The following is a 19,979-nucleotide window of genomic DNA, read 5'->3' as shown; positions in this document are numbered from 1 at the left end:
GCTAATGCTATTTTTACACAAATAGACTGGAAAAAGCCTTATGAAATATCTTGCTTTATTTTTTTTATTCTGTTATCCGCTGTTAATCAATGCGCAACAACAATCGAAGCGGGATACTTTACAGGTTCACTTTGATCAGGAAATGCCTGGTGAAATTTTGTTCACAAGCTCGCGGGAGCGGTTGCAAAAAGAAGAGTTTATGCCTAATTATGTGCTCTCACCGAAAAGTGATCTGTTTTTTGCTATCAAACTTCAAAAGCCATTGCTCTATTATCAAAAGATCCTAGCGCCGAAGCTTACGGAGACCGAACTTTTTCAACAGGGTAATTTTCAGTTTACGTTATGGATAGATGGAAAAGTAATTTACAGAAGCAATTTATCTCCTGGCGCACCTCAGCAGGAGATACAGCAACAGGAGACGATCTTGAAACGTCCCCTGATCGATCAAATCAATGGACAGGGATCCTGGTCTGAATCGTTCTGGAATCGTTTTCTTTTTAATGGTGGTGAAAAGGCGTTAACGGATGGAAAACATCATCTTAAGATGGAAATCAGACCTTACGTAAATACTGATAATCTGGTTGTTGGTGGTATCATTGCAAGTGGTGAACTGCAGCTTTCTGTCAGCATGAACCCGGATATAAATCCGGATAAATATAGGCTACAGTTGCCGGAGTCTTATCCTGGGTTGAATTTATCAAAAGCAAAGTTTGACCGCCGTAGGATGCAGCAGCTAAAAGGAAAGATTGAAGAGGGGATTTTTAAAAAGGTAAACGGAATTGTGGTATTGGAACATGGAAATCTGTTGATAGAAGAATATTTCAATGGTGAAAATAGGGATAGCCTACATGATCCCCGGTCCGTCGGCAAAACCTTTGCATCGACTTTAACCGGGATGGCCATTGCGGACGGCTTTGTCAAGGATGAATATCAAACACTGGATCAATGCTATGATTTTACAAAATATCAACATCCTGATCCAGGTAAAAATAAAACAACCATTCGTGAATTGTTGACCATGAGTGCTGGCTTTGATGGTAACGATGAAGATCCCAATAGCCCCGGTAATGAGGAAAATATGTATCCCACAACAAATTGGGTAGACTTTACCTTAGATCTTCCTTTTCGAAAATCTCTGCAGCGACAATGGCATTATTTTACCGCCGGAGTCGTTGTATTGGGAGATCTGCTCCATAAACAAGTAGAAGGTGGATTGGAATCCTATGCAGACAAAAGACTGTTTGTTCCATTGGGAATACGGAAATACCGCTGGGAACACACCCCGCAAGGACTGCCAAATACTGCTGGTGGTATTCGTATGAATGCACTTGATTTTGCGAAGTACGGCCAGCTCTATAAGAACGGTGGGCGCTGGAATGGTAAGCAGATCCTTCCGCAAGCCTGGGTTCAAAAGAGCCTTTCGAAACAACTTATGATTCCTGAAAGGGAGAAAGAATATTATGGTTATCTGTTTTGGAACAAGTGCTTTAATGTTGGAAATAAGGCGTATGAAGCATATTATTGTGCTGGCAATGGCGGGAATTACATTATTGTTATGAACGACATTCCATATGTGATCGTTATTACAGCCAGCGCCTATGGTCAAGCTTATGCGCATAGGCAGGTCGACCGGATCGTCAGCGAATTTTTGCTTCCAGCCTTAATTAATGCTGGTAATTGATCGCTTTAAAAAGTAGTTTTTTACTGAAACAGTTGCCTAAATTCCATGGGACTTTGTTGAGTATTCTTTTTGAAGACCTTACTGAACGACTGTGGATGTTCGAACCCTAGTTCATAGGCGATCTCGCTGATGGAGAGGGAGCTCGTGCTTAATCTTAATTTGGCATACTCGATCATTTTATGCTGAATATGCTGCTGGGTGTTTTGTTGTGTGTAGATACGCAGCAAACTGCCCAGGTAGTTTGGTGATAAATTGAGCTGCTGCGCCAGAAAGCTGACTGTCGGTACACCATGCTCCAAAAGTATATGTTGCTGAAACTGTGTTGACAGTAACTGCTCAAATTTGGTGACCAGCTCTTGAGTCGATCGTTTGCGGGTGATAAATTGACGTTCGTAAAATCGTTCGGCGTAAATCAACAAGCGCTCAATCTGTTTGAGAATGAGTTCACGACTAAATTTATCGATATTAGACTGATATTCTTTTTCGATATTCTGCAGAATATCGACAATGATAGCTTCTTCTTTGTCTGAAAGAAAAAGCGCTTCATTGACCTGATATTGGAAAAAATCGTAGGAGTGAATATGTTTTGCCAATTCGCTGTTCCAGAGAAAATCGGGATGGATCAACAAAATCCAGCCGCTGGGTTGTGCCTGCACTTCCTGGTTGATCTCCACTTTTAGAAATTGTAAGGGCGATATAAAGGTGAGTATACCTGAATCGAAGTCATAATGCTGCTGTCCATAATTGAACCGGGCATTTACATTTCGCTTTAAACCGATCGAATAAAAATGTTGTATCCAATTCAATTTGCTGTCATTAATGGGATAATGTACTTGACTATAATCAACCAAGCTGATCAATGGATGTTCGGGCTTAGATAGTCCGCAAAAGCTGTGGAATTCCGAAAGGGAATGAAAGCGAAATGTATTCTCCATGTTGTAAATTTACTGAATTTCTAATTTGATTGTTGTGAAATATCCTTGGAAGCTCCTTACACTGAATTAAGCTATTATACGGATTGCTCAAAACCGGTTGATACCGTATAGCTCTTCCATTTTTCGAGTTCAGCGGTCAGCATATTGATCTTATTTTTCGCCAGCTCATAGGCATCTTCGCCCATTAAAAAATGGACTGGAGGCTGCTCCAATGTACTCAGTTCGATTAATAAGGTTGCTGCTTTCTGGGGATCGTTTGCCTGATTCCCGTGGATCTGATGCAGATGGGTAGCTTCGTTTTCTCGGGCAGTTACATAAGCTGCAATCGGATTAGCTGCGGTATGTAGGGACCCTTCAGATAAAAAATCAGTTCTGAAGTAACCCGGATACACCAAGGTCGTGTGTACACCAAAAGGTTCCATTTCGACAGCGAGAGCTTCAGTAAAGCCTGCAACAGCAAATTTGGTGGAGCAATAAACACCAAAGGCTGGGTAATTTCCTGCAAGTCCACCGATAGATGCGATATTGAAAATATGTCCCGATTGTTGGCGTCGCATATGGGGGGCGATATGCCGGATGGCATTAAGTGATCCAAAGACATTCACTTCGAAGTTGCGACGTGCTTCCAGGTCACTGAGCTCCTCTAGGGTTCCAGTTTGGCCATATCCGGCATTGTTGACCAGTACATCAATTCGTCCAAAATAATCAATGGCCGAGAGTACAGCGCGGGCAACGTCGCTGTCATCGGTAATGTCGACTTCAAGCGGCAGAAAATTTTCCTGATCGCCGATTTCATCTTCCAGCGCCTGTTTTGTTCGTGATGTGGCAACTACAGAATAATCTTGGGCGAGCAGCTCTTTAACGAGGTTGAGACCAAGCCCTTTGGAGGCACCAGTGACGAACCATACTTTTTGTGATTTCATGTGTTTCTGTTTTAAATAAATTGATGATACAAAGGTGGCCAATCCACCGATTTTGGATGTAGGCAGATCAACGGATCTTGTAGTCAGATCGTGGATTATCATCCTTTCAACGACTGAATTTGCCGGTTCGACGAAATCTATACAGCAAAAAAAAAATATTGGGTAATTTTAAATGAAGGAAGACTAATAGCGCTTTTTCATTAAATCAATATGTTATGAAAACCAATAGCCTGATTGCCCAGAAAAAAGGATCGACCGTCTCGATGAATGGTAAAGTTTCCTGCTTAACAACTATAATTTTAAAAAAAATAGTAGATCAGTTATGAGCAAAAGAACCCAAAAAACTAATAGTATGAATTTATTTTCAACAATAAGACTACGCGATCTTACCTTAAAAAACAGGATTGTGGTATCGCCTATGCAACAGTATAGTGCGACTGAAGGTATACCAGGAGATTGGCATCTTGTCCACTTGGGCAGCCGCGCGATTGGTGGAGCAGGATTGCTACTCACTGAATGTACTGCTGTCTCGCCCCAAGGAATGGCGACGTTAAGTGATGTCGGTATTTGGAATGCGGTACAGCAGGAAAGCTGGAAAGCTATTGTAGATTTTGTGCATCTACAGGGCGCTAAAATAGGGATACAGTTATGGCACGCGGGCGGAAAAGGAAGCCTAAAGCACCCAAAGGAACGGATGCTGCCTTTGGCTGTTTCAGAAGGGGGATGGCAGTTGAAATCATCATCAGCGACAATGATCAATCAAGTCGTTCCTAAGGCATTGACACGCGATGAGATCACTGAAATAAAGCAACAATTTGTCGAAGCAGCAATTCGCGCTGTCGGTGCTGGATTCGATACAATTGAGCTGCATGCGGGACACGGTTATCTATTTCATCAATTTTATTCAGCTGTTATTAACAAAAGAGCGGATGAGTATGGTGGGTCTCTGTCTAATCGCATACGGTTCCTTATCGAAACGGTTGACTTGGTACGAGGGGTAATTCCTGAAGGAATGCCGCTGCTGGTACGCATATCTGCAGTTGATTATCTTGATACCGCCGATGCCTGGACCTTGGAGGATAGCCTGATATTAGCCCAGGTACTGAAACAACATGGCGTGGATCTGATTACGGCCTCCGGCGGCGGATTTGCAAACGTAAGCAAAAATCGCGTATTCCCGGGGTACCAAGTTCCCTTTGCAGAGGCAATCAAAAATCATACAGGGATTTTAGTCGGTGCTGTAGGAATGATCAATGAACCTGAGCAGGCCAATGCTATCATTACCGACGGTTTGGCCGATCTTATACTAATTGCTCGTGAGCACCTTCGGGATCCTTATTTTTCCTTACATGCAGCAAAAATACTCGGAGAGGAAATAGCAATACCCTGGCAATACCAACGTGCATTTTAATTTCATCTGATCCTATGGAAAACCAAGGCGCTTCCGCTGTAATCACACATCATATTCTGGATGATAAAATCTATGAATATGAAAAATGGCTTGAAGAGATTATGCCATTAACTAGACATGCAAAGGGCTTTATTGATCTTCAGATCGTAAGGCCTATTCCTCAATTGACTTTTGTATATACGATCATTATTCGTTTTGACACGGTCGACCATCTCAAAATTTGGCTAGAATCGACGGAGCGAAAGCGCTGGATTGAAAAGGTTGAGCCACTATTTCGTCGCCACGATCACTATCAGATCCAGTCGGGTTTGGATTTTCTTTTTGAAGTCCCAGAGAATAGTGCAAAAATCCCTCCTCGCTGGAAACAATATCTTGTCACTTGGTCTGCTATTTATCCATTATCTATTTGTATACCCATGTTACTCGTGCCATTATTGCGCGCTTTAAATTTTCCCTTCAATCACTTTTCGGATGCACTCTTGATTTCTGGTACGATTGTGTTTTTGATGGTCTATGTTGTCATGCCAAAGTATACTAAGCTGATTCGTAAATGGCTAAATAAATAGTCTAAAGTTGGCTGTGTTGAACGATAATTTCTGCCTTTTCGAGGAATCCTGAATCTAAGAAATTTATGATGTATGAGGGGATGCCTTAAAATGATTTTTAGATCGGAAATTCATTCCTTGAGGAACTTCCGGAAAGTCAGATCTTTATCAAACCTGAAACTAAATAAAACAAATTTAACTGTTCACACCTTTATACTATGGTGGTACAGATCTATTTGTAAATGTATAAACAGGCAGACTGGAATGCCAATATTGCTTACACTTTAAAGATATTAGTATGTTACAAAAAAATGATGTTGCCCCTGATTTTACCTTGTATGCGACCCCCGATCAAAAAATTAGCTTATCAGAATTCAAGGGACAGAATGTGATCTTGGCATTTTACCCTGCAGATTGGAGTCCGGTATGTAGCGATCAGATGGCACTATATAATGAAATGCTCAAGTATTTTAAGAAATATGATGCCGAAATTATGGGTATTTCCGTTGACAGCAAATGGTGTCATTTGGCGTTCGCTCAGTCCCGAAAACTACATTTTCCACTTCTAGCCGATTTTGAAGCGAAAGGAGAGGTCGCCAAAAAATATGGTGTTTACGATGAAGAGGAAGGTGAGTGCAAGCGCGCACTCTTTGTGATTGATAAGGAAGGGGTTATCGCTTGGAGTTATCTATCTCCGACGGCGGTCAATCCAGGTGCAGACGGTATTATCGAAGCATTGGAGAATCTTAAATCAAAATAATTATGTCATTGAAACCGAAGGTCAGCAAAGCTGACCATATATTGGGAAATGGCCAGGCCGATCTGACCATTGTTGAATATGGGGATTATCAATGTCCACATTGCGGTGCAGCCCATCCCATAATAAAAGAAATGATGGCCGAACTGGGAAGCCAGATCAAGTTTGTATTCCGCAATTTCCCACTTTCGGAAATGCATCCTTATGCTCAACCCGCAGCATTAGCGGCGGAGGCGGCGGCCTTGCAGGGAAAATTTTGGGAGATGCATGATGCCATTTTTGAAAACCAGAACTTGTTAAGTGCGAGATTACTGTTGGATATCGCCGAGCAACTGGATTTGGATATGTCGAAGTTCAAATCTGATATGCAGGACGAGGCGTTACAGGATCGGGTAGATGGCGATTTTGAAAGTGGTATGCTGAGTGGCGTTAATGGGACACCGACATTTTTTGTCAATGGACAGAAATTTGACGGTGGCGCGGAAGATCTGGTTCAAATATTAGGTGAAAACTGAATATATGATTACTATTTAAAAACAGGTGCGCACACGGCGAGAAGCCTTTTGCAGGAAAATAGAACCTATCGTAAAAAAAGAATGAATCTGTTGTATAAATAACGAAATATCGTTGTTTATAAATTTACTTTTTATTTTATAATATGCTTAAATACAGTTATGTATGTTTGTTGGACTATAAATTGCAATCCAATTAACATATCATGTAAATAATAAAATTCTTAAACTAATCATCATGGCAACATTCAAAGTTCAAGACGGAACAGAAATTTATTACAAAGACTGGGGAACAGGACAACCGATCGTATTTCATCATGGTTGGCCTCTATCCAGCGACGATTGGGACGCGCAGCTGATGTACTTCCTCGAAAAAGGGTACCGTGTGATCGCACACGATCGCCGGGGTCATGGTCGCTCGACACAGACGGCGACAGGAAATGAGATGGATACCTATGCGTCGGATATTGCACAATTGGTAGAAGCATTGGACTTAAAAGATGCCATCCATATTGGCCACTCAACAGGTGGCGGCGAGGTTGTTCGCTACATAACCAATCATGGTACTTCTCGGGTGTCAAAAGCTGTATTGATCAGTGCGGTTACCCCCACAATGGCTAAGAGTGCAACAAACCCCGATGGCGTACCTATGGAGGTCTTTGACGAAATAAGATTGAATACTGCAACACGTAGACAACAGTATTTTCAGGATTTTACCCTCGCTTTTTATGGTTATAACCGCGATGGAGCAAATGTACAACAAGGCGTGATGGATAATTGGTGGCGGCAAGGAATGATGGGCGGTATTAAGGCTCACTATGATTGTATCAAAGCTTTCTCTGAAACTGATTTTACGGAAGAACTTAAAAAAGTCGAGATTCCTGTCTTAGTATTGCATGGTGAAGATGATCAGATCGTACCGATTGATATAACGGGTAGAAGAGCTGCTGAGTTGGTCCAAAATGGCACTTTAATTACCTATCCTGGCTTTCCGCATGGAATGCCTACTACAGAAGCGGATACCATCAATAAGGATATTTTGGATTTTATCGAGAAATAAGATTTCTGTTGATCTAAAAATAGTTTTTAAATAGTTGTATAAGCCATTTCCATAAACGGGAATGGCTTTTTTCATTTTATTCCTTGGAGTAAGAAAACTTTTTGCCAATGCCCAGCTTTTTCATTTTGGATTGAAGCGTTGTGGCTGGAATACCGAGTATGGTCGCCGCCCCATTTGGGCCAGAAATACGCGCTTTACAGTTGTGCAATACCCAAAGAATATATTCTTTTTCAAAGTTTGCCAGGGTTTGTAGACGGAAATCCGGAACCTTGCTTTCTCCTACAAAATCAGCGTCAGGCAATAGCGCAATTTTTTTTATAGTTGAATCTTCAGTCAATAGAATCGAACGTGCAATAACATGTTCAAGTTCACGAATATTGCCAGGCCAAGAATGTAGATGGAGGCGTTGCAATACCTTTTTACTCATTTGCTTAGGTGGTTTTTCTCCGGCATGTTTTAAGAGGAAGTGTTGGATTAAATGAGGGATATCTTCCCGTCGTTCACGAAGGGATGGAAGGGTAATTGGAAATGCACTGATCCGGTAATATAGATCGGATCGAAAGTTGCCGGCCTTCACTTCAGCTTGTAAGTCCTTGTGTGTGGCACAGATTATACGGACATCGATAGGAATATTTTTATTTCCTCCCACGCGCTCAATTTCTTTTTCCTGCAACACACGGAGAAGTTTTGTCTGGAGTGTTAAAGGGAGATCCCCAATCTCGTCCAAAAAAAGTGTTCCGCCGTGGGCTTGTTCGAACTTGCCGATTTTACGCTTTACAGCACCGCTGAAACTACCTTTTTCATGTCCAAAAAGCTCACTTTCGATCAACGTGGGCGCAATAGCCGCGCAGTTGACTTTTATTAGGGGACGAGCCGATCTGAGTGAAAAATGATGTATAATTTGGGTTGCTACTTCTTTGCCAGTTCCGCTTTCACCTTGAATAAGCAGGTTCATTTCTGATAGTGCTACCATTTTGAGCTGCGATTTTATGGCCTGTATCAGGTCACTCTCGCCGATCATCTGCGGCTCTAAGGCCTCTGATTTCTTACCGTAACCCTCGTTCTGCAGGAAACCCTGAGGCTGCGCTGGGCTGCTGGGCATGTTTGTTAAGGCTGCATGTGCCGAACGTTCGTGCATCAGAATATTGCCGATGCTGATACCAAGCTGTGGGATAAAGTTTTTTATCCGATACTCAAGCCGAGGATCGATATGTTCCAGCCTTTTGTAGCCTAGACTTAAGATCGCCCAGTAGTGGTCATGTACACGAAAAGCTTTGGATACAATTGCTTTATTTCCCTCTTGAATGGCGTGGACAAAGCTTGCCGGAAAGGATTTATCTGCTTTTAAAATCTCGCTGGCTCGGAACAGGATGGGTTCAGCGGAAAGGATACATTCTTTAAAGAATGTGTCTTTACAGCTACGTGATTCGTTCTTGCTTGTTTTTGCCTTACTGTTGGATTGAAAAAGAAGGCTATAATTAACTTCGCGATTATCCGCAATAAATAGCGAAAGCCAATTTTGTCCCAAAAAGATTTGGATTTCGTTTTGAAGCAAATCCAATGCGGCTAGGGTATGAATAGGAGCCATTTTCTGCTGAATAGCAATTTGAGCAAGCTGCTCTATTTCGCGTTGCTGAATGCGATTATAAATCGCTTGCGGATCTGATCCTACGGCTGTATGCTGCATGATGGTCATTTGCTATCTTGTTATCAATAAAAGTCGGATTTAATTCCGAATTTTTTCATTTTGCTATATAGACTGGATGAACTGATCTGTAAGATTTCTGTTGCTCCACCTGGGCCTGAAATTTTGCCCTTACATGATTCAAGTACACGCAAAATATGCTCTCGTTCAATTTCTTCAAGGGATGCTAATTTTTGAGATGAAAAATCTGAGATTTTACTTTCCAGGTGTTCAGTAAATACCATGTCGTTGATGATAGGGTCTTTTGCGAGCAGAACCGTCCTTTCAATAAGATGCTGCATCTCCCGAATATTGCCCGGCCATGGATAAGCTTGCATATTGGCAAGTACTTGAGCAGAAAAGGCTGTGACGTTTTTCTTGAGTTTCGTGGCGTAAAAGGCTAGAAAATAATTGGCCAGCACCTCAATATCTCCAGTTCGCTCTCGAAGTGGCGGAATAGCAATTGGGAAGATGTTGAGCCGATAATAGAGGTCCAGTCTAAAGTTGCCTAAGGCGACCTCCTGTTCCAGGTTGCGGTTAGTCGCCGCGATAATACGGACATTGATCTTGACGGGCAGCTCTCCACCTACACGGTCAATTTCTTGTTCCTGAAGCACACGGAGTAATTTGGTCTGCGCTTCTAACGGTAGTTCACCTATTTCGTCCAAAAAGATGGTTCCCCCGTCGGCAAGTTCAAATTTACCAATTCTTCTATTTTGTGCCCCTGTAAAGGCTCCTTTTTCATGACCAAATAATTCAGACTCCATAAGGGATAATGGTATGGCCGCACAATTGACTACAACCAAAGGCTGCTGCTTGCGCAACGATAGCTGATGTAATGACTGCGCAATCTTTTCTTTACCTGTGCCACTTTCGCCGAGGAGCAAGACGGAGGTGTCTGTAGGAGCAACCAATTCGACCTGTGAAAGTACCTCATTAAGGGCTGGGCTTGTACCGATGAGCTGATTTTTTAAGCTTCTGTTTTCAATGGACTTAATTTTCGGTTCCTCGGCCTTGTTTTCCGAATTGAGCCTTTCATTGGCAATATCGAGCATAATGAAAAGATCCTTTTCGCGAAATGGTTTTGTCAAAAAACCATAGGGCCTTGTCTCTTTCACCGCTTCTAAAATACCTTGGTTTGTATTGGCCGAGATAAATAGGAATGGTAGCTCCAGCTTGTTCAGTTCAATAGCGAGGTCGATACCTGTTTCACTTCCCTTTAATAGGATATCGAGTAGGACCCAATTCGGTTTTGTTGTCGCGATAATTGTCTTGGCCTGCGACACAGAAGACGCTATACCAACGACCTCATAACCGTTTTTTTTGAGGATCATCCTGAGATCATTAGCGACGATAAATTCGTCTTCTACAATTAAGATCTTGTTTCCTTTTTGCATAAAATTCGTCTTAAATTTCACCTTCTTTCTGTGAAAATTGAATGGTAATGAAAACACCTTGGTCAGATGTGAGTTTAAATTCTCCGTCAAGCTGGGAAGTTAGCCCTTGCATGAGATTCATGCCAAAAGAGTCACTATCACTACTGCTAAGATCTTTCTGTATCCCGATACCATTGTCGGCAATGCTAAGCAAGAGATCGTAAGGAGTAGCTTTGATTCGCCTGAAGCTGATAAAAACAGTTCCCTCCCTTTGAGCAAAAGCATGTTTGATTGCATTATTGATTGCTTCATTGAGAATAAGCCCAACTGGGACCGCCTGTGCAACATCCAGTGTAATCGGATCTACCTGAATCTCAAATTTAACTGATTTTTCGGATTGAAAGCTATCTTTGAGATATTCGGTCAGTTCCTGGATATACCATTTCATGTCAATGCGAGAAAGGTTGTCTGTTTGATATAGTTTTTGATGGATCAGAGACATCGCATGCATGCGATTTTGACTATTTTGAATTGCGCTGATGGCGTCTTCGTTTTCAAGATAAGCCGATTGTGTATTGAGCAGACTGATAATAATCTGCATGTTGTTTTTGACGCGATGGTGAATTTCTTTTAGTAGCCATTCTTTTTCAGCGATTAGCTGTTTTAGCTTTTCATTCTGGGCATTGATTTCTTCCTGTTTGAGCGTTAGTTTTGCATTACTTCTTTTTTTTATGGCATTTTGGATATACAAAAAGCCTGCGAAGATCAACAGGACGACGAAGCTGCCTATGAATACGTTTCGTATAATAGCCTCCCGTTCAAGCAGTGATTTTTGCAGCTGACCTTTTTGTTTGAGGAGGACGATATCATGGTCTTTTTTTTCGGTATCATAATCTAATTGTAAGGCGGTAAGCTCCTTGGCCCGCTCTACACTGTTAATGGAATCGCTGATAGTTTTGAAAGCCGCCAAGTTTTTGAATGCGGATTTAAAATCACCGCGGGCGGAGTCGGCCAGATAATAGAGTTTCCGCAATTCGGAAGCACGGAGCAGACTGCTTTCTCTGGTCATTGATCGCTCTATTTCTTCGAGGTAAGGATACATCTGTTTGATCTGTCCATCTGCAAAAAGATAGCTAGCGATTCCAATCATCATGATATGCCTTTCCTGCCCAGTGATATTCCCGGTCTTGTAATAGGTTAAGAGTTCCTGATAATAGGGATAAGCTTTTTTTGTGTTTTTATTTCTTGTGTATAGCATGGTATACAGATAGGCATAGCGTATGGAATAGATGTCAGACGCGTAATCTTTGGTGACATTATCAAGTAGATTCAGTGCATCTGAAACGCGATTGAGACGCGATAGAATGGTCGCTAAATTGAGTGTGATCGTATGGATGCCATATCTGTCACCTTGACTTTTGGCGATTTCAAATGCCTTTTGATAATTTTCTAGGGCTTCTTTATTGGATTTGAGATCGTAATAGATCAATCCCACAATATTGTACACGGCAGCTAAATCATCTTTGGTTGTCGTTGTGTTTTCGTTTTCGACTACCCGACGGGCTTCGAGTGCATATTTTAAAGCTTCTTTGAGGCGCAGGAGCATCCGGAGATTGCCGGCAACGGACACAAGCTCCTGGCTGATATTTTTATCGCCGGTCTGTTTTTTTAATACAGCGGCTCGATGAGCAGTTGCTATGGCACCTTTATAATCCCCATAATTGGAAAGGAAGCTGGATTGTTCCATCAGGATTTTGGGCTCAAGTGATTTGTCACTTGTTTTTTTGGCTTGTTCTAACGCTTGCTGGAATAAGCTGGTCTTTTGATGAAAGTCCACATCTTTGATGTCGTTAGTCATAGACAGGTAAATCATGGCCGAGGCTTTAGCAAGCTGATGGGCGTTTGCAAAAAGTAAACTAGCCTTTTTCTGGCTTTTTGCAAGGTCAGGTTTACCCATTTCCTCTTGTATTCGGGCATCCAGAAGCATATTTAGCGCGGCTTCGGTTTTAAGGTTGACTGAGAGGTGCAGTTTTTGGGATGTTCCATTAAGCCATAAGGCACTGTCTAGGTCTTTTTTTGATTCACCTGGTTTTTCCAGATAACATTTAGCGGCTTCATAAAGCATACGAGCTTTTTGTCCGGGATCCTTTTCATGCGATATGCTGTCTAGCAGACGATGAATAGTCGTGTTGTCCTGACCGAATGTGTTAAAGATCGAAAGGATAAAAATGCTAAGTATTAGATAAATTCTCATTAAGGTGACATACGTTATAAGATAGAGCAAGCTATCTTTCTACTGGTAGCTTGCTCTATTTGCTTGATGCTTTTATCCTAATTATTGATCCTTGTCTTTCGAGAGGAAATAACAGACGAGCATCGCTATACCTGCAAATATAATAGAAGTTAATCCAAGTTGTTTACCAAAATAGGCTCCCGCCAAACATCCGATGAAAAAACCTGATAAGGTGATCAGCTGCTTCCCAAAGCTGACGTTGGTGTCTGGATTTTTGAATTTATTAGCGATAAGTACACAGAGGTCTAGAGACGCTTGGGTCACATTTCCGGTCATCATGGTTGTTGGCCCGTGAGTTGCTTTGGCAAATAGTTTTCCGAATGCATTTTGCATGCCCAAAGCGAATACGACGAGCATAACCAGGCTATACATCACGGTTTTGGAAGCCTCTACTGGAAGAACAATTGCCAGCAAACCTGCAATAACAAGTAATAGGGCTTCGACAAAGAGGACGGTATTTTTCTTATGGGAGCGTGAGGTAAGCCATCCGCCTGCCATCACTGCGGTGACGAATACAGGGAAGGTTGCTAATTTGATCCAGGCCGTGATATCTCCGCCATTGATAAGCTGATAGGCGAAGACGATAAAGTTCCCTGTCACATGGGCCGAGAATATTTTGTCAGCTGCGACAAAGGTAACAGTGTCACAATACCCCCCAACAAGTGTGAGAACAAGTGTCGTTATATGTGCTTTGTTTTGATTTTCCATGGTTTTATGATAAATGCGCACGTAGCATCCAAGCCATTTTTTCGTGAGTTTCCAGAAGTCCTGTTGCGTAGTCGCTTGTTCCAATGTCCTTTAGTGCTACGGCAAAATGGTCGATGTTTTCGCGCAATGAAACAATAATGCTTTCGTGGTCCATTAATAATTCTTTGATATAAGCAGTACTGTCATTGCCTGACCTTTTCTGTTCGGTTAACTGTGTCAGCGCCAGAAACTGATTTAGGCTGGCAGGTGCATAATGCCCTAGGCTGCGGATGCGCTCAGCAAGACTGTCAATCAGCTCATCGAGTTCGTTGTACTGCGCTTCAAAAAAGAGATGTTTGTTGTAAAAATCGGCTCCCTCAATGTTCCAATGTGCATTTCTCGTTTTCGTATAGAGCAGGTATTCATCGGCTAACAGTTTAGAAAGAATGTGTGCCGATTCAGCTAGATGATTTTCGTGTATTCCGATATGGGGTTTCATATGTTTATTTTGTGAGCAGTTGATAAATGTAATGATCGATTGAATAAGTTCCTGGGCCGGTGAGCAAGAGGAGCAAAAGGCATAGTGTGTACATAAATGGAATATCGCGCACTTCGCGTGAATCGTGGCGGTGTACGACGAAATAGCCAACTGCGGTGACCCCTATTGTCGGTAATAGCGCTAACCTTCCAAGTAAGCCAAGTGCAATAAAAAAAGGAACAATGGTGTCTGCAAACTGGGCTACCGCGGCGTTTAGTTTTTCGGGCAGCTGCAAAGGATTTGGGATATGTTCAGGTTCAGCCTGTGGGCCTTTCTGAATTTTTTTGAGACCATGCACGGTCAATAATTCCCAGGCAAATAGAACCCGAAAGATCAGTATGGCAATGTTATTGGCCGTATTGCCCAAATCGGTGTAAAAAAGTTTTTGAAGTATTTCCATCTTTCCAGTGTCTTAAAATGCAAAACATGAACAGCCTAGGGCTCCCCAGAATGCGGTGTAATTGTTTATAGCGATGTTGCTCATTCGGGCTTGATTGTGATCGTGTGCATGTACCTGACAGCTGCCGCTACAAAGATGGATGGAATTTACAATGCTACTTTGAGCTGTTGATGCAGTTGTACTGCTTTTTTGAGCTGTTTTCGAAACACTATAATAACCACCGTAGCTTTTTGTAGGTGACCAATCGGGTAGAATGGGGATCGGTGGGGGAGAGAAGGAACTGAAATCACCTTCCGCATAGACAATTTTGCCTGCTACGACAGTAAGTTCGGATTCGATCTCCTTAATAGCTTCATCTTCTACCGTAAAATAGTCATTGTTAAGTACCGTTAAATCAGCTAGCATTCCCACAGCAATATCTCCCTTTTTTTGTTGTTCTTGTGAAAACCAAGCACTGCCTTTGGTATAGAGCTGTAGCGCTGTCATGCGGTCAAGCTTGCTATCTTGGTATATCTGGAGTCCACCAACAGTTTTTCCTGCGGTAAGCCAGTACATGGACACCCAGGGATTGTAGCTGCTCACGCGGGTTGCATCGGATCCACCTCCTACAGGAACTTCCATGGCCAGCATTTTTTTGACAGGGGGTGTTTGTTCGGCCGCAGTAGCGCCATATCGATCTGCAAAATATTCACCTTGATAGGCCATGCGGCTTTGGATGGCAATACCACCACCTAGCGCTTTGGTTCGTTCAATATTACGTTCGTCTATTGTTTCGGCGTGGTCGAAAATCCAGGCCAATCCGTCAAATGGAATGTCGCGGTTGACTTTCTCAAATACATCCAAAAAGCGGCTGATACTTTCGTTGTATGTGGCATGTAATCTGAATGGCCATCGGTTACTCACGAGTAAGCGAACAACTTTTTCGAGTTCAGCTTCCATATTTTCACTGAGATCAGGTCTAGGCTGCAGAAAATCCTCAAAATCTGCTGCAGAAAAAACAAGCATTTCACCAGCGCCGTTGTGGCGGTACATGTCGTCGCCTTGGTGGAGAGGAACGCTGTCTATCCATTGCTGGAAATCTTCGTATTCGTGCTTGGGCTTTTGTGTAAAAAGGTTGTAGGCGATACGAACCGTAAGCTGGTCTTCGCTATGTAAGTCGCGGATGACTTTGTAGTCGTCGGGATAGTTCTGAAAACCGCCACCAGCATCGATAACGCTGGTAATTCCAAAGCGATTGAGTTCCTTCATGAAATGTCGGGTGGAATTAACCTGCTCTTCGTAGGGAAGTGTAGGTCCTTTTGCCAAGGTTGAATATAGAATCATGGCATTGGGCGATGCAATCAGCAATCCAGTGGGATTACCATGGCTGTCCCGTTCAATGGTTCCGCCTGGAGGAGCAGGTGTGTCTTTGGTGTAACCTACGGCACGCAGTGCAGCAGCATTTAGCAGTGCGCGGTCATAGAGATGAAGAATAAAAACTGGGGTATCGGGCGCAATGGCATTGATCTCAGCCAAAGTTGGCATACGACGTTCGGCAAATTGAAACTCGGACCAGCCGCCCACCACCCGAACCCATTGGGGATGTGGCGTACGGTCAACTTGCTCTTTGAGCATACGTAGTGCATCGGCCAATGATGGAACACCATCCCAGCGCAATTCAAGATTATAATTGAGTCCACCACGGATCAGGTGGATATGCGAATCGTTGATGCCCGGTACAGCACGTCTACCGCCTAGATCAATCAATTTTGTCTGTGTGCTGGCAAGCTTAAGGACATCGCTGTCCGAACCGATTGCAACAAATTTACCATCTTGGATCGCTACAGCGGTGACTGCTTCCTGGTTGTGGCCGAAATGGGTTATTTTTCCGTTATATAGAATAAGGTCTGCTTTCATCATCTGGTTTTTTTAATTGTTTAAGGAAGAAATCGCGTTTTTGATGCCTTCGCCAGCAGTTTCAAAAAATGCCGGTCCAGCTAGTAACGTGATCTTGTTTAATACCGGTTGTTGATCCATATTTTTTTCGCCCAACCATTTTTGGGTTCTGAAGGCATCGATACAACCGAGAACAACATTCTCTGCAACCAGAGCAGTCGGCGAATCCACACCTGCATCTTTGAGATCACTCGCAAAACTAAAATCTTTGACACCTAATCTAAGCGCTTCGCGCATGGCAACATGGGCTACATCCTTCATCAGTTCAGCATGGAAGTCCTCCCGTTTGCCAAGCCCAATCAACAACAGTTTTTTACTTGCGAGTGTACCCTTTTGGCTTGGAGCTAAGAGAATGGTTTCGAGTGCATGCCCCTTAAATTTTCCTGTTTTACGTATTTCAGTTAACGTACCATGTAAAGCTTCATCTAAATGTACAAGACCATTCAATGGGGCAGGTAATGCCGGCGGTGAGATAAAGATATCGCCCTCGGTATATTCAAATACACAGGCTACCTGTAGATCACTTGCGGCTGCCGAAGGACCTTGAACGAGGCCTTCAATAGCAAGTCCATCTACATTTCCCCAGATGGTACTTGTGCCTATTGCTGTGGTTTTAATAGGAGCTGCCGCCGTTACTTGTGCATAGGATTGTATCGGAGTGACCGCCAGGGTGCCAAGCAAGGCGATCAGTGTCCATTGACATGTTTTCTTTTGAAAGAGTCTCTTTATTGTTTTCATGATTTTAGAATTTAAAGGCGATCCTACTATTGAAGAAAATTCCATTTTTTGGTGTGCTAATGATGTCTTCAATAAAAGCGCCGGTTTTGAAATATTGAATACCTGTTACCAGCGACAATTGCTTACTGGCGGCATAGGTAAAGTTGGCTAGATAAGCCGTGCCGATATAGCGTTTACGCGAAGTAGATCCAGGCTGGTTAAAAGATCCGCTTGGCCTGTATAAACCGTCTTGTAAGGTATGCCGCCAGTTGAAAACCACGTCAACCTGCATCTTGAGTTTGGAAAGAAGGTCTAGCGTGGCATAAGGATGAATGTCAATCAAGTTGACGGGACCGATCTGTGGACTAAAACCGAAGTATCCGCCTTTGGGGTAAATGGGGTTGAAAGTTTGCAGATTGCCATCTCCAGCCTTTTTGTCCCCTGAAATATAGTCGTTACGTAGATTGATGGATGGTTTGAGTACCGTATTTTCAAAGAGGTAGCCGATATCGACGGAAGCAGTCCATGCTGATATCTTACCTTGGCCAAAAGATCCAAATTGATAAGCCCCTTCAAGGTTGTAAATAAATCCACCGCCATATTTCCAGATCCGGGTTCCTATAGTATGGCGGGTTTCCTGTGCTATACCCTCCTCAAAAGCCGAACGGTCGCGATAGATGCCGATGTAATATAAGTCGAGATTGGCCTGTTGAGGAACAATAAATTTACCGTATGCTCCCCACAGATTGACCTGTTTGGATGGCTTGTTGTCAAATATGCCCGGTCTAATGGTATCTGCCATCATGGCAAATGCTTCAATATTCACTTTACTGCTGTTGTAAGCTAGTTTTGCTCCAGTGAAATATCTTCTGGCATTTGGGCCTTCACCTACGGAGATTAAGCGGCCGGAGCCATAGTCAAGCTCCTGCCTGCCAAGGCGAATCAATACTGATTTATCATTTTGTTTGAACAGCGTTCCATCTATAAATAGGTTCTGTACATTCAATTGGTCTTCATCGATCTGGCGTGATCCATTTTTGCGGCCATGCTGCAGGGCTGAGCGAAGTTGAGTGAAAAGACGGAGACGCGTCCCGAAATGTAAATCGGCGTGCAGGCTATAACGTTGCAGTAGAAAGTTGTTATGCCCAAGTTTTACACGTCCCCAGTCCTCATTGTTAAAATCGACATATTCCAACCGTGCCTCGCCACCCATCGAAAGCCATAATTTACCGTCAGCAGTTAAATGGCTATATTTGAGCTTTTGATAACCATGACGTGTACTGTCTGCGAGGGCGCTGTAATCTTCCTCAAAACGCATTAATTTGTAGGTTTGAGCCTTGGAAAAATGCGGAAATAGGCTGAGTATTGACAATACGACCACCGCTTGACGGATGTAATTGAATATGGTCTGTTGCTGTTGCACGAGGTACGATTTTGAATGAGTATTTTTTTACAATTGAATTAACCGTGTTTTAGCATATTGTGGGCGTAATGAATCCCTAAGCCATAGCTGCCACCATGCTTTTTCATGAGGTCTGTTACAGCCACATAGGTTTCCTGACGGGCCCAGTCGCGTTGTAATTCCAGAAGGTATTGTACCGCAGTGATCGGTTTTACACCCATATGAATCATGCGTTGCATCGCACGCTCATGTGCCTCTTGACTTACATCACCACAGGCATCGGCAATGACATAAACTTCGTATCCTTCCGCTAGTGCAGATAAGGCTGGTCCAACGATACATACACCTGTCCATAGGCCTGCCAGTACCAGTTTTTTCTTACCTGTGCCTGTTATGGCTCGGTAAGCGGCCTCATCTTCCCAGGTATTCATACTGGTTCTGTCGATATAATCTGTACTTGCTTGTGGATAATATGTCTCAATTTCCGGAAAAACAGGACCTGAAAAGCTTTCTTCCGCGACTGTGGTTACGATGGTCGGCACATTGAAAATCTTGGAAGCACCGCAGATTACGGCGACATTATTGCGGAGTTCTTCCATAGTAATGCTTTTTGTGGCAAATGCCATTTGGCCTTCGAAGTCGATCAATACCAATGCATGGTTGCTTGGCGACAATAGTTCTAGTGATGGTTTCATAAATATGAATTTTTTGTTGTTTGATAATTGTTGAGATTCAAATCTTTTACCTTTTTCCTTATTGTTTTGATTTTTAGTTTTCTATGGTGTTTTGTTGGTTTTTAAAACTGACGATATATCGTCAATTTGTTTTTCGTATTAAAATAATCTGATAAGTCAATGATCTATTCACCGCTTTGGAGTTGCTGTTATCCTTTAGAGATACCCAAAGCATTTGTTGTATACCCAAATTTAGGCGGGCTAATTTTGCTGTTCATTGAACTAGTTCAAGAAAGACAGGGAAAGAAAAAATGTACTAAACAATGGATCTTGCGGAATCCCTTCTCGGTCAATTAGTGTATTTCTGGATTATGAAAAATGGGACTTTAGGTTTTTGAATTGAATGGATTAACTTTTAGGTGTGTCAATACTTGTTTTTATGATTTATG

The 19,979-nt window shown here is 42.7% G+C and carries 18 protein-coding genes; 6 read left to right on the top strand and 12 right to left on the bottom strand.

Annotated features, from left to right (window positions below; genetic code table 11):
* The first annotated feature begins 40 nt into the window (after positions 1 to 40).
* Complete coding sequence (locus GVK91_RS13655; protein ID WP_159729365.1) at positions 41 to 1,681, top strand: serine hydrolase; 1,641 nt, start codon at positions 41 to 43, stop codon at positions 1,679 to 1,681.
* 20 nt (positions 1,682 to 1,701) lie between these two features.
* Here the strand turns inward: GVK91_RS13655 and GVK91_RS13650 are convergent, their stop codons facing one another.
* Together GVK91_RS13650 and GVK91_RS13645 are read right to left on the bottom strand one after the other, a co-directional pair.
* The gene (locus tag GVK91_RS13650) at positions 1,702 to 2,616 is read right to left on the bottom strand and encodes an AraC family transcriptional regulator (protein WP_159729363.1); all 915 of its coding nucleotides are present in this window, start codon (positions 2,614 to 2,616) and stop codon (positions 1,702 to 1,704) included.
* Between the two features lie 74 nt (positions 2,617 to 2,690).
* A complete protein-coding gene (locus GVK91_RS13645) occupies positions 2,691 to 3,641 on the bottom strand; it encodes an SDR family NAD(P)-dependent oxidoreductase (RefSeq protein ID WP_235032927.1) in 951 nt (316 codons plus the stop codon).
* Positions 3,642 to 3,891: 250 nt separating this feature from the next.
* Here GVK91_RS13645 and GVK91_RS13640 point away from each other — a divergent pair, with 250 nt between their 5' ends.
* The 5 genes from GVK91_RS13640 to GVK91_RS13620 all read left to right on the top strand — a co-directional run bounded on the left by GVK91_RS13640 (position 3,892) and on the right by GVK91_RS13620 (position 7,824).
* A complete protein-coding gene (locus tag GVK91_RS13640; protein WP_153845103.1) occupies positions 3,892 to 4,950 on the top strand; it encodes an NADH:flavin oxidoreductase/NADH oxidase in 1,059 nt (352 codons plus the stop codon).
* A gap of 14 nt (positions 4,951 to 4,964) precedes the next feature.
* Positions 4,965 to 5,516 carry an antibiotic biosynthesis monooxygenase gene (locus GVK91_RS13635; protein WP_153845102.1) on the top strand — a complete coding sequence of 184 codons (552 nt, stop codon included), beginning with the start codon at positions 4,965 to 4,967 and terminating at the stop codon, positions 5,514 to 5,516.
* A gap of 277 nt (positions 5,517 to 5,793) precedes the next feature.
* Positions 5,794 to 6,255 carry a redoxin domain-containing protein gene (locus tag GVK91_RS13630; protein ID WP_153845101.1) on the top strand — a complete coding sequence of 154 codons (462 nt, stop codon included), beginning with the start codon at positions 5,794 to 5,796 and terminating at the stop codon, positions 6,253 to 6,255.
* A 2-nt stretch (positions 6,256 to 6,257) separates the two neighbouring features.
* Positions 6,258 to 6,767 (top strand): thioredoxin domain-containing protein, encoded by a 510-nt coding sequence (locus tag GVK91_RS13625; protein WP_153845100.1) that lies wholly within the window; start codon positions 6,258 to 6,260, stop codon positions 6,765 to 6,767.
* A gap of 235 nt (positions 6,768 to 7,002) precedes the next feature.
* On the top strand, positions 7,003 to 7,824 hold the full coding sequence (locus tag GVK91_RS13620) for an alpha/beta fold hydrolase (RefSeq protein ID WP_153845099.1): 822 nt from the start codon (positions 7,003 to 7,005) through the stop codon (positions 7,822 to 7,824).
* Positions 7,825 to 7,900: 76 nt separating this feature from the next.
* Here GVK91_RS13620 and GVK91_RS13615 read toward each other — a convergent pair whose 3' ends face one another.
* From GVK91_RS13615 to GVK91_RS13570, 10 genes are all read right to left on the bottom strand, one after another.
* Positions 7,901 to 9,511, bottom strand: coding sequence for a sigma-54-dependent Fis family transcriptional regulator (locus GVK91_RS13615; RefSeq protein ID WP_159729361.1), 1,611 nt, complete (start codon positions 9,509 to 9,511; stop codon positions 7,901 to 7,903).
* A 23-nt stretch (positions 9,512 to 9,534) separates the two neighbouring features.
* Positions 9,535 to 10,905, bottom strand: a complete 1,371-nt coding sequence (locus GVK91_RS13610; RefSeq protein ID WP_159729359.1) for a sigma-54 dependent transcriptional regulator — start codon at positions 10,903 to 10,905, stop codon at positions 9,535 to 9,537.
* Positions 10,906 to 10,915: 10 nt separating this feature from the next.
* The gene (locus tag GVK91_RS13605; RefSeq protein ID WP_153845096.1) at positions 10,916 to 13,138 is read right to left on the bottom strand and encodes a histidine kinase dimerization/phosphoacceptor domain -containing protein; all 2,223 of its coding nucleotides are present in this window, start codon (positions 13,136 to 13,138) and stop codon (positions 10,916 to 10,918) included.
* Between the two features lie 81 nt (positions 13,139 to 13,219).
* Positions 13,220 to 13,885, bottom strand: coding sequence for a YoaK family protein (locus GVK91_RS13600; protein ID WP_153845095.1), 666 nt, complete (start codon positions 13,883 to 13,885; stop codon positions 13,220 to 13,222).
* Positions 13,886 to 13,889: 4 nt separating this feature from the next.
* Positions 13,890 to 14,363 (bottom strand): Dps family protein, encoded by a 474-nt coding sequence (locus tag GVK91_RS13595; protein WP_153845094.1) that lies wholly within the window; start codon positions 14,361 to 14,363, stop codon positions 13,890 to 13,892.
* Between the two features lie 4 nt (positions 14,364 to 14,367).
* Entirely contained in the window at positions 14,368 to 14,802 is a 435-nt protein-coding gene (locus GVK91_RS13590) for a DoxX family protein (RefSeq protein ID WP_159729357.1), read from the bottom strand.
* A gap of 12 nt (positions 14,803 to 14,814) precedes the next feature.
* Positions 14,815 to 16,701, bottom strand: a complete 1,887-nt coding sequence (locus GVK91_RS13585; RefSeq protein ID WP_227550114.1) for an amidohydrolase — start codon at positions 16,699 to 16,701, stop codon at positions 14,815 to 14,817.
* A gap of 9 nt (positions 16,702 to 16,710) precedes the next feature.
* Positions 16,711 to 17,475 carry a M17 family peptidase N-terminal domain-containing protein gene (locus GVK91_RS13580; RefSeq protein WP_159729355.1) on the bottom strand — a complete coding sequence of 255 codons (765 nt, stop codon included), beginning with the start codon at positions 17,473 to 17,475 and terminating at the stop codon, positions 16,711 to 16,713.
* A 4-nt stretch (positions 17,476 to 17,479) separates the two neighbouring features.
* Positions 17,480 to 18,877, bottom strand: coding sequence for an alginate export family protein (locus tag GVK91_RS13575; RefSeq protein ID WP_235032926.1), 1,398 nt, complete (start codon positions 18,875 to 18,877; stop codon positions 17,480 to 17,482).
* A 38-nt stretch (positions 18,878 to 18,915) separates the two neighbouring features.
* On the bottom strand, positions 18,916 to 19,551 hold the full coding sequence (locus GVK91_RS13570; RefSeq protein ID WP_153845091.1) for a hydrolase: 636 nt from the start codon (positions 19,549 to 19,551) through the stop codon (positions 18,916 to 18,918).
* Between the last annotated feature and the right edge of the window lie 428 nt (positions 19,552 to 19,979).

Source organism: Sphingobacterium sp. 18053, from assembly GCF_902706145.1.
Classification (GTDB): Bacteria; Bacteroidota; Bacteroidia; order Sphingobacteriales; family Sphingobacteriaceae; genus Sphingobacterium; species Sphingobacterium paramultivorum.
The sequence above is the reverse complement of the archived record's forward strand: the minus strand, read 5'-3'. Positions and strand labels throughout refer to the sequence as shown.

Excerpts from the sequence above, each read along its gene's own strand:
- GVK91_RS13610 (WP_159729359.1), bottom strand. The coding sequence starts at position 10,905 with ATGCAAAAAGGAAACAAGATCTTAATTGTAGAAGACGAATTTATCGTC.
- GVK91_RS13635 (WP_153845102.1), top strand. The coding sequence starts at position 4,965 with ATGGAAAACCAAGGCGCTTCCGCTGTAATCACACATCATATTCTGGAT.
- GVK91_RS13640 (WP_153845103.1), top strand. The coding sequence starts at position 3,892 with ATGAATTTATTTTCAACAATAAGACTACGCGATCTTACCTTAAAAAAC.
- GVK91_RS13615 (WP_159729361.1), bottom strand. The coding sequence starts at position 9,511 with ATGCAGCATACAGCCGTAGGATCAGATCCGCAAGCGATTTATAATCGC.
- GVK91_RS13605 (WP_153845096.1), bottom strand. The coding sequence starts at position 13,138 with ATGAGAATTTATCTAATACTTAGCATTTTTATCCTTTCGATCTTTAAC.
- GVK91_RS13650 (WP_159729363.1), bottom strand. The coding sequence starts at position 2,616 with ATGGAGAATACATTTCGCTTTCATTCCCTTTCGGAATTCCACAGCTTT.
- GVK91_RS13585 (WP_227550114.1), bottom strand. The coding sequence starts at position 16,701 with ATGATGAAAGCAGACCTTATTCTATATAACGGAAAAATAACCCATTTC.
- GVK91_RS13570 (WP_153845091.1), bottom strand. The coding sequence starts at position 19,551 with ATGAAACCATCACTAGAACTATTGTCGCCAAGCAACCATGCATTGGTA.
- GVK91_RS13655 (WP_159729365.1), top strand. The coding sequence starts at position 41 with ATGAAATATCTTGCTTTATTTTTTTTATTCTGTTATCCGCTGTTAATC.
- GVK91_RS13600 (WP_153845095.1), bottom strand. The coding sequence starts at position 13,885 with ATGGAAAATCAAAACAAAGCACATATAACGACACTTGTTCTCACACTT.
- GVK91_RS13620 (WP_153845099.1), top strand. The coding sequence starts at position 7,003 with ATGGCAACATTCAAAGTTCAAGACGGAACAGAAATTTATTACAAAGAC.
- GVK91_RS13580 (WP_159729355.1), bottom strand. The coding sequence starts at position 17,475 with ATGAAAACAATAAAGAGACTCTTTCAAAAGAAAACATGTCAATGGACA.
- GVK91_RS13595 (WP_153845094.1), bottom strand. The coding sequence starts at position 14,363 with ATGAAACCCCATATCGGAATACACGAAAATCATCTAGCTGAATCGGCA.
- GVK91_RS13630 (WP_153845101.1), top strand. The coding sequence starts at position 5,794 with ATGTTACAAAAAAATGATGTTGCCCCTGATTTTACCTTGTATGCGACC.
- GVK91_RS13590 (WP_159729357.1), bottom strand. The coding sequence starts at position 14,802 with ATGGAAATACTTCAAAAACTTTTTTACACCGATTTGGGCAATACGGCC.
- GVK91_RS13625 (WP_153845100.1), top strand. The coding sequence starts at position 6,258 with ATGTCATTGAAACCGAAGGTCAGCAAAGCTGACCATATATTGGGAAAT.
- GVK91_RS13645 (WP_235032927.1), bottom strand. The coding sequence starts at position 3,641 with ATGATAATCCACGATCTGACTACAAGATCCGTTGATCTGCCTACATCC.